Here is a 13,118-nt window from a genome sequence, read left to right on the forward strand (position 1 = left end):
GGGAACCATTCGATCCTTGCCCGATTCGCTTCCACGGTTTAACCGGGCGGCATGGGAAAACGAATCGTTCCGCCGGAAGAACCGGCCGAAATCCACGACGTGCCGCTGCGCGAGGCGCTGGAAGAGCGCTATCTCGCCTACGCGCTCTCCACCATCATGCATCGCGCGCTGCCGGACGCACGCGACGGCCTGAAGCCGGTGCACCGGCGCATCCTCTACGGCATGCGGCTGCTCAGGCTCGACCCCGGCACGGCCTTCAAGAAATCCGCAAAGATCGTCGGCGACGTGATGGGCTCGTTCCATCCGCATGGCGACCAGGCGATCTACGACGCCATGGTGCGCCTCGCGCAGGATTTCTCCTCGCGCTATCCGCTGGTCGACGGCCAGGGCAATTTCGGCAATATCGACGGCGATAACCCCGCCGCCTACCGCTACACCGAAGCGCGCATGACCGACGTCGCGCGGCTTCTGCTCGATGGCATCGACGAGGACGGCGTCGAATTCCGAGCCAATTACGATGGCCAGTCGAAAGAGCCGGTCGTGCTGCCCGGCGGCTTCCCGAACCTGCTCGCCAATGGCGCGCAGGGCATCGCGGTCGGCATGGCGACCTCGATCCCGCCGCACAACGCCGCCGAGCTCTGTGACGCCGCGCTGCATCTGATCGAGAAGCCCGACACGAAATCCAGGGCGTTGCTGAAGTGGGTGAAGGGTCCGGACTTCCCGACCGGCGGCATCTGCGTCGATTCCAAGCAGGCCATCGCGGAGGCCTATGCAACGGGCCGCGGCTCGTTCCGCGTCCGCGCGAGATGGCAGCAGGAAGAGGGCGCGCGCGGCACCTGGGTGGTCGTCGTCACCGAGATCCCCTTCCTGGTGCAGAAGTCGCGCCTGATCGAGAAGATCGCCGAACTGCTCGACCAGAAGAAATTGCCGCTGGTCGGCGACATCAGGGACGAATCGGCCGAAGACGTCCGCATCGTGATCGAGCCGAAGTCCAAGAACGTCGATCCCGCGCTGATGATGGAATCGCTGTTCCGGCTGACCGAGCTCGAGAACAAGATTCCGCTGAACCTGAACGTGCTGATCAAGGGGCGCGTCCCCAAGGTGGTCGGCCTTGCGGAGGCCTTGCGCGAATGGCTCGACCATCTCCGCGACGTGCTGATCCGCCGCACCAAGCACCGCAAGGGCGAGATCGAGCACCGGCTCGAAATCCTCGGCGGTCTGCTGATCGCCTATCTCAACATCGACGAGGTGATCTGGATCATCCGCACCGAGGACGAGCCGAAGCCGGCCTTGATCAAGGCGTTCAAGCTCACCGACTTGCAGGCCGACTCCATCCTCAACATGCGGCTGCGCAATCTGCGCAAGCTCGAGGAGATGGAGATCCGCACCGAAGACAAGGATCTGCGGAAGGAGCTGAAGGGCATCGAGGCCCTGCTGGCCTCCGAGCCTGAGCAGTGGAAGAAGGTCAGCGAGCAGGTCGGCAAGGTCCGCGACATGTTCGGGCCCAAGACGCCGCTCGGCAAGCGCCGCACCACCTTTGCCGACGCGCCCGAGCACGATCTCGCCGCGATCGAGGAGGCCTTCGTCGAGCGCGAGCCGGTCACGGTCGTCGTCTCCGACAAGGGCTGGATCCGCACCATGAAGGGCCATGTCGAGGATCTCTCGGGCCTGGCCTTCAAGCAGGACGACAAGCTCGGCTTCGCCTTCTTCGCGGAGACGACCTCGAAGCTGCTGCTGTTCGCGACCAACGGCAAGTTCTACTCGCTCGACGTCGCGAAGCTGCCGGGCGGCCGAGGTCACGGCGAGCCGATCCGCCTGTTCATCGACCTCGAGCAGGAAGCCGCGCCCGTCGCGCTGTTCGTCCACAAGGGCGGACGCAAATTCCTGGTCGCGAGCCACGAGGGCCAGGGCTTCGTCGTCAACGAGGACGATTGCGTCGGCACCACCAAGAAGGGCAAGCAGGTCCTCAACGTCGACATGCCGAACGAGGCGCGCGCGATCACCGAAGTGCTCGGCGACACCGTCGCGGTGATCGGCGACAACCGCAAGATGCTGGTCTTCCCGCTCGACCAGGTGCCGGAGATGGCGCGCGGCCGCGGCGTTCGCCTGCAGAAGTACAAGGATGGCGGCCTTTCGGATGTTGCCGTGTTCGACGCCAAGGCCGGCCTGACCTGGAAGGACTCCGCCGGTCGCGAATTCTCCGCGACCATGAAGGAGCTCGCCGAGTGGCAAGGTACCCGCGCCGACGCCGGCCGCCTGCCTCCGAAGGGTTTTCCGAAGTCGAACAAGTTCGGCCGGGGCATCGGGTAGGGGCGCAGGCCGTCGCCACACCATTGGTGTCATGCCCCGGCTTGACCGGGGCATCCAGTACGCCGCGGCCCTTATCATCGCATGGTCTCTGGAATACTGGATCGCCCGGTCAAGCCGGGCGATGACACCGACGGTGTGGTGCGCAAACGCGCGGCTGATAGCCGTGTGCGCATACGTGCTTCTGCCGTGTGGGCACGAACATTGCTTTTTGCTGGCGACCGTAACCGTTTCGCCAAGGCAAGAAGAAACCAATGTTCAAACTCAAGTCTTTGATCCCCGCGCTGTTCGGCCTTGCGCTGGCCGCGGCGCCTGCGCATGCGGCGGGGAATCTCGTCGCGGTGCTCGAGGCGGAAATCGTCACCCTCGATCCGCATTTCTCCACAGCCTATATTTCGCGCACGTTTGGTTACATGGTGTTCGATACGCTGTTTGCGAAGGACTCCAAGGGCGACATCAAACCGCAGATGGTGCAGGACTGGAAAGTCTCGCCCGATGGCCTGACCTACAGTTTCACCCTGCGCGATGGCCTGAAGTGGCATGATGGCCAGCCGATCACCGCGGCCGATTGCGTGGCCTCGCTTCGCCGCTGGGGCACTCGCAGCGCGCTCGGCCGCCGCATCTTCGCGATCACCGCATCGCTCGAGCCGACCGACGCTAAGACCTTCGTGCTGACCCTGAAGGAGCCGTCGGGTCTCGTCATCGACGCGCTCGGCAATCCCGTCAGCCCCGTCGCCTTCATGATGCCCGAGCGCATCGCCAAGACGCCCGGCGACCAGCGCATCACCGAGATCATCGGCTCCGGCCCCTTTGTCTACAGCAAGGCCGATCACCGCACCGGCGACCGCATGGTTCTGAAGAAGTTCGCCGACTATGTGCCGCGCCCCGAGCCCGCCGACTTCCTCGCCGGCGGCAAGCGCGTCAATGTCGACACGCTCGAGATCCGCGTCATTCCCGACGGTGCGACCGCAGCCTCCGCGCTCCAGGCCGGCGAGATCGACTTCATGCAATACGCCCCGTTCGATCTGTTGCCGCAGTTGGAGAAGAACTCCCGCGTCAAGCTCGTCAACTTCACCGGCGGCAACATGTTCGCAGGCGCCTACCGCCTCAACGCCGCGTCGAAACCGTTCGACGATCCCGCGATCCGGCGCGTGCTGTGGAAGCTGGTCGACCAGCGCGAGGTGCTGGATGCGCTCGGGCTCGATGCCAAATACGCCACGCCTTGCGCGACGTTCTTCACCTGCGGCACCACCTATGAAAGCAAGGCCGGCACCGAAGCGGCGGCGAAGCCGTCGATCGAAGCGGCGAAGGCCGCGCTGAAGGCGACCAAATATGCCGGCGAGCCCGTCGTCGTCATGGAGGCCAACGATCTCGAAGCCCCGCGCGTCTCGGCGCAGGTGCTCGCCGAGCGGCTGAAGGCTGCCGGCTTCAACGTCGATCTGCAGGTGATGGATTGGGCGAGCGTGCTGGCGCGCCGCGCCAAGAAGGAAGGCTGGAGCGTCTATGGCGTTCACGCCGGCGGCTTCGATCTTGGTTCGCCGCTGACCAATGTCATGGTTGCCTTCAACTGCGCCGACTTCACCGGCTGGCAATGCGATCAGCGCATCACGCCGTTGCTGGAAGCCTTCGCCAAGGCGCCGGCCGAGGAGGACCGCAAGAAGATCGCGGCCGAGATCCAGGCCATCATGTACGATCAGGCACCCGCAATTCCCTGGGGCCAGTTCGCGCAGCCGGCCGCCTATCGCGCGACCCTGCGCGGTCTGATACCGTCCGCCATCCCGGTGTTCTGGAACGTTGAGAAGTAACGCGATGTACGATGTCATTGTTGTCGGCGGCGGCTCCGCCGGCGCCGCTGTTGCGGCACGGCTGTCCGAGGATCCCGCACGGCGCGTCCTGCTGCTCGAAGCGGGGCGCGACTGGCGCGCCGACGAGGCGCCCTGGGAAGTGCGGACGCCCAATCCCATCCCGATCATCCACAAGCGCGAATACCAGGAGAAATGGCAATGGCCTGACCTGTTGACGCGCCGGGTGGCGGGGCAGGAGCCTCGCTTCTACTGGCGCGGCAAGGGGCTCGGCGGCTCATCGATGATGAACGGCCAGATCGCCATCCGCGGCGTTGCGGATGCCTTCGACGAATGGGCGGCCAATGGCTGCACCGGCTGGTCGGCGAAGGAGGTGATGCCGCTGTTCTCCGTGATCGAGGACGATCTGGAATTCGGCGATGCCGAGGGCCATGGACGCGGCGGGCCGTTGCCGGTCTATCGCGCGCCGCCGGAGACATGGGGCCCGGTCGATCGGGGCCTGCGCGACGCGGCGCTCGCGGCCGGGTATCCCTGGTGTGCCGATGTCAACGGCCCGGACGGCGAGGGCGTCGCCTGCTATCCCATCAACAGCCGCGACAGCCGCCGCATCACCACCAATGAGGGCTATCTCGAGCCTGCGCGCGGCCGCGCCAATCTGGAGATCCGCGGGCATGCGCTGGTCGATCGCGTGCTGATCAGCGACGGCCGCGCAACCGGCGTCCGCGTTCATGTCGAAGGGCAGGGCACAAGCGAGATCAGCGCGCGCCAGATCGTGCTCTGCGCCGGCGCGATTCACAGTCCGGCGATCCTGCTGCGCTCGGGCGTCGGACCGGCGGAGGAGTTGAAGGCGATGGGGATCGCGGTGGCGCGCGATCTGCCGGTTGGTAAGAGCTGGCCCCGGTTGTTTGGACAGCGCCCCGCTGGATTTAAGTGGATTCCTGCCGGGTTATGCTGAACGCGGGGCTTTACGGTTTTGTCGTTGCGTCGGGAGGGCGTAGCCCGACCAGAGCGACGACAAAACCGTCGGCGACGGTCATGCGGCCATCACCATAGCTTGCGTGCCGAAGTAAGCCTCGTCGGGCGTGCGCCCGTCAAGGCTCGAGTGAGGGCGTCCCTGATTGTAGAAGGCCAGATACTTGGCAATTGACGCTCGCGCCTCGGACACGCTGTCGTAGGCGCGGAGATATACTTCTTCGTATTTGACCGTGCGCCAGAGCCGCTCGACAAACACGTTGTCGCGCCAGGCGCCCTTGCCGTCCATGCTGATGGCGATCTTCGCGTCCAGCAGCACATCGGTGAACTCGAGGCTGGTGAACTGGCTGCCCTGATCCGTGTTGAAAATCTCGGGCCTGCCGTGCTTCGCCAACGCCTCCTGGACCGCTTCGACGCAGAAGGCCGCCTCCATTGTGATCGAGACGCGATGGGCCAGGACCCGTCGGCTGAACACATCGACGACCGCCGCGAGATAGACGAAGCCACGCCGCATCGGAATGTAGGTGATGTCCATTGCCCACGCATGGTCGGGCCGCTCGATCTTCAATCCGCGCAACAGGTACGGGTAGATCTTGTGACCCGGAGCCGGCTTGCTCGTGTTCGGGCGACGATAGACCGCCTCGATCCCCATGCGCTTCATCAGCGTCGCGATGTGGCGGCGACCGGCGTATACGCCCTCCCGCCGCAGCAACGATCGCAGCATACGCGCTCCCGCGAAGGGATAATCGAGATGCAGCTCATCGAGCCGACGCATCAAGGCAAGGTCCTCGGCCGAAACTGGCCGAGGTTCATAGTAGACCGTGCTGCGAGCCAGCTTCAGGACCTTCGCCTGGCGCACGATAGAAAGATCATGATCGCGGTCGATCATCGCTTTGCGCTCAGCAGGCCCGCCTTGGTGAGCGCGCCGGACAAAAAATCGTTTTCCAACGCCAGCTCGCCGATCTTGGCATGTAACGCCTTCAAATCGACCGGCGTCTCGGCCGATGTCTTGTCATGCCCAAACACGCCGGCGGCGCCTTCCAGGAGCTGGTTTTTCCAGATCGTGATCTGGTTCGGATGAACATCAAACAGTTGCGCCAGCTCCGCCAGTGTCTTGTCGCCTTTGACCGCAGCCAAAGCAACCTTCGCCTTGAATGCCGGAGAATGCGTCCGGCGGCTCTTCTTCGTCATCTTCGCTCCTGATTCGCAGCAAGAATCCTCGCCGCTGTCAGGCAGAAAATCCACTCAAGCTACTGTCCGAATTTGCGGGGCCAGCTCTGTAAGCACTTCTTCGACCACCCGCTGTTTCGCGCTACGATCCAGCTGCGAGAGGAGCTGCGCCCCACCGATCCCGATACGCGCCACACCAATTGCTGCGTGACCTACTCCTCCGGCCTCGCCGACGGCGGCAAGCGCGACATGATCCTGATCGCGTTCAATCACCGTGGCATCGGCGTGCCCGGGGCGATCGGCGCCGGGCTGTTCAACGCGTACTCTCGCGGAACGCTCAAGCTGGTCTCGACCGATCCCGCGATCGATCCCGTCGTCGAGGAAAACATGCTGGCCGATCCCCGCGACATGCTGCGCATGAAGGATGCGGTGAAGCGCTTGGCGGTGATCACCTCCCAGCCGGCGCTGTCAGGCATCGCCGACTGGATCAGGCTCGCCGACACCGACCTGACGCTGCCGCAGGCAGCTAGTACCCACTTTTCTTGGAACGTGAGTCGTGATTCAAGGTCGGGATGATACCCGAAGCAAGAGAAGTCCACCTTTCGAGGAAAGATCGCAAGGTGCTTGAGGCGTGCTGTCGCTCACCGGTGACGTTGCAGCGCGATTTGAAGCGGCGCGGATAGTTCTGTTGGCGGCGGATGGGCGCAGCACCCGGTCGATCGCCAAGGAAGTTGGGGTCCAGCCGCGGATTGTCAGCCTTTGGCGGCATCGCTATGCCGACCATGGCCTTGAAGGGCTGCAAGACAAGCCGCGGCCTGGCAAGCAGCCGATCTATACGAAGACGACCGACAAGCGGATTCTGAAGCTGCTGGATAAGCCGCCACCGCAAGGGTTTGCGCGCTGGACCGGCCCCCTGCTGGCCGAGGCGCTGGGCGATGTCGATGTCCAATATGTCTGGCGGTTCCTGCGCAGCCACAAGATTGACCTGGTGGCTCGCAAGTCCTGGTGCGAGAGCAACGACCCGAACTTTACGGCCAAAGCCGCCGATGTTGTCGGCCTCTATGTCGCGCCGCCGGCGAAGGCCATTGTGCTGTGCGTGGACGAGAAGCCCTCGATCCAGGCTTTGGAGCGAGCGCAGGGTTATCTGAAGTTGCCCAATGGCCGCGCCTTGACCGGCCAAAGCCACGATTACAAGCGGCATGGCACCACAACATTGTTTGCGGCGCTCGAAGTCGCCACCGGAAAGATCATCGCGACCCATTCAAAACGCCGGCGCCGCGTCGAGTTTCTCGATTTCATGAACAGCGTCACCGCGGCTTTTCCGAACCGCAAGCTTCACGTCATCCTCGACAACCTCAACACCCATAAAAAGAACGAGGACTGGCTCAAGGCCCACCCCAACGTGCAATTTCATTTCACGCCGACAAGTGCGTCGTGGCTCAATCAGGTCGAAGTATGGTTTTCCATCTTGCAGGGGCAGTCGCTCAGCGGCACCTCCTTCACGAGCCTCAAGCAGCTTCAGGAACACATCGATGCCTACGTCAACGCATACAACGACAGAGCCGAGCCCTTCGTCTGGACCAAGAAAAAGGTCCGTCAACGCCGTTTCAAAGGCCGCCGTATCACTCAGCTCTGATTCCGGGTACTAGAGCATTTCATGTTTTGATAGAAGCGTATCCAGCGTTTTCGAAGTAGTTGCTGCATTCGTTGGGTTGGATGGTTGTGATGAGGTCGCCGATATGGCGGCAAATGTCGTCAACCGTGCGTTTCTGGGCGGAACGCATCCAGTGCTTGATCTTGGCGAAGGTCTGTTCGATCGGATTGAGGTCGGGGGAGTATGGCGGCAGATACCAGAGCCTGGCGCCGGCCGCTTTGATCAGGCTGCGCAGGGCAACAGACTTGTGGCTGCCGAGATTGTCCATGATGACGATGTCGCCCGGCTGAAGCTGCGGGACGAGAACCTGCTGAACATAGGCGCGGAAGCATTCGCCGTTGATTGGGCCGTCGAACAGGCAAGGGGCAGTGAGACGGTCACAGCGCAAGGCGCCAAGGAATGTCAGCGTCCGCCAATGACCATGTGGCGTGAAGCTCCGCACCCGCTCGCCTTTTGGCCCCCATCCGCGTAATGGAGCCATGTTGGTCTTGATCCAGGTCTCGTCGATAAAGACCAGGCGTCGAGGGTCGAGATTGGCCTGCCATGAGCGCCAGCGCTGGCGTCTACGTGCGATGTCGGAGCGAGCCCGCTCGAGCGCGAGCAGCGTTTTTTTTGAACCGCAGCCCTTCGCGGCGCAGGAACGTCCAAACCGCATTGTGGGAGACCTTGACCCCGCGCGCGGCCAGTTCGTCCTTGAGGGCGTGCAGCGTCAAATGCGGCGTCTGACTGATCCTCTCCTTGATGAAGGCGCGATGCGGCTCAAGAACGGGCTTGCGATGGCCGCCCATCTTGCCAGGGGCCACTGAGCCGGTCGCTCGATAACGTTGCGACCACTTCACAACTGACGACACCGCAACGCCAAACCGCGATGCCACCGAACGGCAGCTCTCGCCCTTTGCAACCGCCGCAACCGCCCGCTTACGCAGATCATTGGATATCGGTCGGACCATCGGATGCTGGCCTCCAGCCCAGCCAGCATCTTGAATCATATTCGTCCGAAATCGGGAATCTGGAGGGTTCTGTGAGGTCGCGCTCACGCGAGGGCGCGGCAAGCGCTTGTAACGCGACCTCATTGAAGCCGGATTGAACGAAGCCGCGGGAGAATATGCACGGTGGTGCGGCTATGGGGATAGTTTGAGATCGCGGGTTGCTATCGGCAGACTGCGGAGCTGACGCGGCGACGTTTTGGTTGCGCAATGGCGGCAACTTGAGACAGAGAGCATTTTACCGGCTGTAGCGATCGATGGCCCGCTGCATCGAACAATTTCCATCGCGCTGTTTGGCCGCACGGATTCGGCAGCGTCTGCGATGATCGAGACGATGGGATCATAATGACGAATGACGATCTTCGTGCACGGTATAAGTTGGCTCACGATGTGTCGCACCGGTACGATTGGGTGGGAGCGCCGGAACAGCTGAAGCTGTGTCGAAAGCGCTCGATGATGCGCATGACGCCACCACAATCAGGGCAGGCGGGAGCCTTGGCCCACGTCAGAGCGTCCGAATCCACAGGCGACGGCTCGCCATCGTTTGGCGGTGTCCGCTCACGATCGAGAAGTTTGCGGCAAAGAGCAAGTTTGGCAGCGCGATGGCCGTTGGCCATGAAGCCGAAGTGGCGGATGCGATGGAAGCCATCGGGCAGCGTGTGAAGAAGGAAGCGGCGGATGAACTCGTCGGGCTTGAGCTTCATGATCTTTGTCGCGCCATTCTGGCGGTAGTCCTTCCAGGTAAAGGCGACGTGATCCTCGTCGAGGGCGACGAGCCGGCTGTTGGCGATTGCAACGCGATGGGTATAGCGGCCGAGATAGGCCAGCACCTGCGCGGGGCCGCCGAACGGCCGTTTGGCGTAGACGACCCAGCTGATGCGCCGCATAGCGACGAGGTGAGCTGCGAAGGCGGCAGGCTCGGCCAGGGATGCGAGATCGCCGAAGAAGTTCAGGGTGCCGGCGTCGAAGGCGGCGGTCAGACGTTCGAGGAACAGGCGTCTGAACAGCCGGGCGAGCGGTTTGACGGCCAGGAAGAAGTTTGGTCGGCTGGCGATCCAGTGCGCGCTATCGGGCGAGAGGCCGCCGCCCGGCACGACGCAGTGGACGTGGGGATGGTGCGTCAGCGCCTGCCCCCAGGTGTGGAGGACGGCGACGACGCCGATCCCGGCGCCGAGCCGGCGTGGATTGGCGGCGAGCGTCGACATTGCCTCGGCGGCGGCTTTGAACAGGATCGCATAAACGATGGCCTTGTTCTGAAAGGCGATCGCGGCGATCGGAGCCGGCAGTGTGAAGACGATGTGGAAATAGGGAACCGGCAGCAGGTCGGCTTCTCGCGCGGCGAGCCACGCGGCTCGGGCTGGCCCCTGACACTTCGGACAGTGCCGGTTGCGACAGGAATTATAGGCGATCCGCGTCATGCCGCAGTCGTCGCAAGCCTCCATGTGGCCGCCGAGCGCCTCGGTCCGGCACGCCACGATCGCGCTCATCACGCGCCGCTCGACCCGACCGAGATGACCGGCATGTACACGGCGATAGGTGTCGCCATGCCGGCGCAGAATATCGGCGATCTCGATGGCGGGCCTGTTGCAGCGGCTGTCGGGGCGGATCATCACCCGCATCCCGCCGCGGCCAGCGACAGGCGATCGAGCGGGCTCTGCGTCGCCCGGATCGTATCGGTGGCGACCTGCGTGTAGCGCGCTGTCGACGACAAATTATTGTGCCCGAGCAAGACCTGGATGATCCGGATATCGGTTCCGTTCTCGAGAAGATGCGTCGCGAAGCTGTGGCGCAGCGTGTGGAGCGTGACGCGCTTGGTCAGGCCCGCAGCCTTCACCGCCGACCGACAGGCGGCGTGCAACACGGTCTGATCGATCGGATGATCTTCGTCACGACCAGGGAACAGATAAAGCCGCGGCCGGGCGAGCCGCCAGTACGTGCGCAGGATACCCAGCAGCTGGGGCGACAGCATCACGTTGCGGTCCTTCGCCCCCTTGCCGTGGCGCACCTGGATGACGCCGCGGGCGCTGTCGATGTCTTCGATCCGCAGTCCCGCGACTTCGGAGGCCCTGAGTCCGGCCGCATAGGCCGTGGTGAGCGCGGCGCGGCTCTTCAGGCTGGACACGGCCTCGAGGAACTGAACCACTTCGTCGGCGCTGAGCACGACCGGCAGCTTGCGCGGTTCTCGCGCATAGGGAATGCGCTCCGGGATCAGTGCCTCGCCGAGCGTGACGCCGTAGAAAAACCGTAGCGCACAGACGATCTGGTTCAGCGCCGGCCATGAGATGCCGGTCGAGACCAGATGCACCTGGAAGGCGCGGACGTCTTCCAGCTCTAACCGGTCAGGCGATCGGCCAAAATAGCGGCTGAACTTCGAAACCGCGCTGATGTAGGATCGTTGCGTCGCCGGCGACAGATTGCGGACGGTCATGTCTTCGATCATGCGGCGGCGAAGAGGGCTCAAATCGGCCATCTCATACTCCTGTCTGAGGGGGTGGGCTCCAACACCCACATCCTCTCAGCCAGGAGGCGATCTACGCCACCTTGCCCCTCACGCCGCGGCAGCGGCTTCGTTCAATCCCTCCCGATTCAATCAAGCCATGAACCGCTCTAGCCTGCCGGATCACGAGCTAGCCCGTCTTATTCGTAAGAGTGCGCCTGAGGGCTGGCGAGCGTGGTGTAAAGCGCTGATGCGGCGTAGGATTCGGTTGCGAAGCCACCCCATCACCTTCAACCGCGAACGCCACGCCCGCCATGACCGACGATACGATTCCGCCCTTCTCGTTTCCAGCCGTTCACGCCAAGAAAGTCACAGCTGCCTTCGATGGCGGTCGCCTGACCTCGAACGGGGGCGTGATGCTTCTGGCGATGGCCGAGCGGCGTCTCGGCTTGGCCGACAATCTGGCCCGGGTGTTCCCGGATCGGCGCGATCCGACGCGGGTCGTGCACAGCCTTGTCGATATGTTCCGCGCGCGCATGTTCGCGATCTGCTGCGGCTACGAGGACGCCGACGACCTCGATCATCTGCGGTCCGATCCCGCATTCAAGCTGGCCTGCGGACGGCTGCCGGACACGGGCCGCGATCTGTGTTCCCAACCGACGCTGTCGCGGCTGGAGAATGCTCCGCGCCTGCGCGACGTGATCCGACTGACCTACATTTTGGTCGACGCATGGATGGATAGCTACCCGCGCGAGCCGGCATCCGTCACGCTCGACATCGATGATACCTGCGATGTCGTCCACGGCCATCAGCAGCTCTCGCTGTTCAACGCTCATTATGACGAACGCTGCTTCCTGCCGATCCACGTCTACGACACGGAGAAGAGCCGTCCCGTGGCGGTCGTGCTGAGGCCCGGCAAGACGCCGGGCGGCGTCGAGGTGCGTGCCCTTCTGCGCCGCCTGGTACGGCATATCCGCACGCGGTGGCACAACACGCGAATTACGTTCCGTGGCGACGGGCACTATGCCCGGCCGGAGGCCATGGCGTGGTGCGAGACCAACGGCATCGACTACATCTTCGGTCTGTCCGGCACCAAGCCTCTCGCCAGAAAAGTCGACGAGGTCGCCGACGACATCCGCACCCGACGCGCCATCGAGAACCTGCCGGTTCTGCGTGGCTATACCGAGACGCGCCACAAGGCAAAGTCCTGGGATCGCGAACGGCGCACCGTCGCCCGTATTGAGGCGACGATGCTCGGCCTCGACATCCGTTTCGTCGTCACCAGCCTCGATGTCGGCTCGGCCGAGTGGATCTACGACAGCCTGTATTGCGCGCGCGGCCAAGCCGAGAATCTGATCAAGCTGCATAAGACGCAGCTCGCCTCCGACCGCACCAGCTGCCGTTCGGCGCTCGCCAACCAGGTCCGTCTCGTGCTCCATACGGCCGCTTATTGGCTGATGCTGACCGTGCGCGACGCCATTCCCAAAGTCCGGGAATTGGCCGCTGCCGAGTTCGCGACGCTGCGTCTTCGGCTCTTGAAAATCGCCGCCCGTGTCGTCGAGACCACGAGCCGCATTCGCCTTGCGTTTGCCGCGGCATGTCCCGAAGCCGACCTGATCTGCGGCTTGCCCGGCGCGCTGCTGCCGCTCGGTCCTTGACCGGCGGGGCGTCCGCCCCCGTTCGCCCAACCCATCCCTCAAGCGCGTTGCAAAGTACCGGTCGTCAGGCGGCGAAAAGCCGAAGGCAATCCTGTGCGCCTCGTCAGACAAGATGTGCGGCCGCATCAATCG

7 protein-coding genes and 3 pseudogenes are annotated in these 13,118 nt (G+C 63.6%); 6 read left to right on the plus strand and 4 right to left on the minus strand.

Going from position 1 to position 13,118, the window contains the following annotated elements:
- The first annotated feature begins 51 nt into the window (after positions 1-51).
- The 3 genes and pseudogenes from parC to ABIF91_RS32715 form a co-directional block, all read left to right on the plus strand.
- Positions 52-2,310 carry a DNA topoisomerase IV subunit A gene (gene parC, locus ABIF91_RS32705; protein ID WP_028179689.1) on the plus strand — a complete coding sequence of 753 codons (2,259 nt, stop codon included), beginning with the start codon at positions 52-54 and terminating at the stop codon, positions 2,308-2,310.
- A gap of 251 nt (positions 2,311-2,561) precedes the next feature.
- Positions 2,562-4,112, plus strand: a complete 1,551-nt coding sequence (locus ABIF91_RS32710) for an ABC transporter substrate-binding protein (protein WP_028179688.1) — start codon at positions 2,562-2,564, stop codon at positions 4,110-4,112.
- Positions 4,113-4,116: 4 nt separating this feature from the next.
- Positions 4,117-4,998 (plus strand): annotated as a pseudogene (locus ABIF91_RS32715) (GMC family oxidoreductase); the annotation flags it as partial.
- 144 nt (positions 4,999-5,142) lie between these two features.
- On the opposite strand, the gene ABIF91_RS32720 reads toward ABIF91_RS32715, so the two are convergent.
- Positions 5,143-6,272 (minus strand): IS3-like element ISRj2 family transposase gene (locus tag ABIF91_RS32720; RefSeq protein ID WP_129557670.1). Its coding sequence is split into 2 segments (ribosomal slippage): positions 5,143-6,020 and positions 6,020-6,272, totalling 1,131 coding nucleotides; the frame shifts between segments, so codons are not numbered across the junction.
- 90 nt (positions 6,273-6,362) lie between these two features.
- Between ABIF91_RS32720 and ABIF91_RS32725 the strand changes: the two are divergent.
- Both ABIF91_RS32725 and ABIF91_RS32730 read left to right on the plus strand, forming a co-directional pair.
- Positions 6,363-6,782, plus strand: a pseudogene (locus tag ABIF91_RS32725) (GMC oxidoreductase); the annotation flags it as partial.
- A 41-nt stretch (positions 6,783-6,823) separates the two neighbouring features.
- Positions 6,824-7,887: pseudogene (locus ABIF91_RS32730) on the plus strand (IS630-like element ISRj1 family transposase).
- 19 nt (positions 7,888-7,906) lie between these two features.
- On the opposite strand, the gene ABIF91_RS32735 reads toward ABIF91_RS32730, so the two are convergent.
- From ABIF91_RS32735 to ABIF91_RS32745, 3 genes are all read right to left on the minus strand, one after another.
- Positions 7,907-8,855, minus strand: a protein-coding gene (locus tag ABIF91_RS32735) for an IS630 family transposase (protein ID WP_424579208.1) whose coding sequence is annotated in 2 segments (ribosomal slippage) — positions 7,907-8,518 and positions 8,520-8,855 — 948 coding nt in all. Because the reading frame shifts where the segments join, the coding sequence is not laid out codon by codon here.
- A 419-nt stretch (positions 8,856-9,274) separates the two neighbouring features.
- Positions 9,275-10,501 carry an IS91 family transposase gene (locus ABIF91_RS32740; protein ID WP_424579164.1) on the minus strand — a complete coding sequence of 409 codons (1,227 nt, stop codon included), beginning with the start codon at positions 10,499-10,501 and terminating at the stop codon, positions 9,275-9,277.
- On the minus strand, positions 10,501-11,361 hold the full coding sequence (locus tag ABIF91_RS32745; RefSeq protein WP_035695117.1) for a tyrosine-type recombinase/integrase: 861 nt from the start codon (positions 11,359-11,361) through the stop codon (positions 10,501-10,503). Before ABIF91_RS32745 ends, ABIF91_RS32740 begins: the two co-directional genes overlap by 1 nt.
- A 281-nt stretch (positions 11,362-11,642) precedes the next feature.
- Here ABIF91_RS32745 and ABIF91_RS32750 point away from each other — a divergent pair, with 281 nt between their 5' ends.
- Complete coding sequence (locus ABIF91_RS32750; protein WP_424578699.1) at positions 11,643-12,986, plus strand: IS1380-like element ISBdi2 family transposase; 1,344 nt, start codon at positions 11,643-11,645, stop codon at positions 12,984-12,986.
- Positions 12,987-13,118: the final 132 nt, after the last annotated feature.

Source organism: Bradyrhizobium sp. USDA 241 (genome assembly GCF_049739505.1).
In the GTDB taxonomy this organism is placed as follows: domain Bacteria; phylum Pseudomonadota; class Alphaproteobacteria; order Rhizobiales; family Xanthobacteraceae; genus Bradyrhizobium; species Bradyrhizobium liaoningense.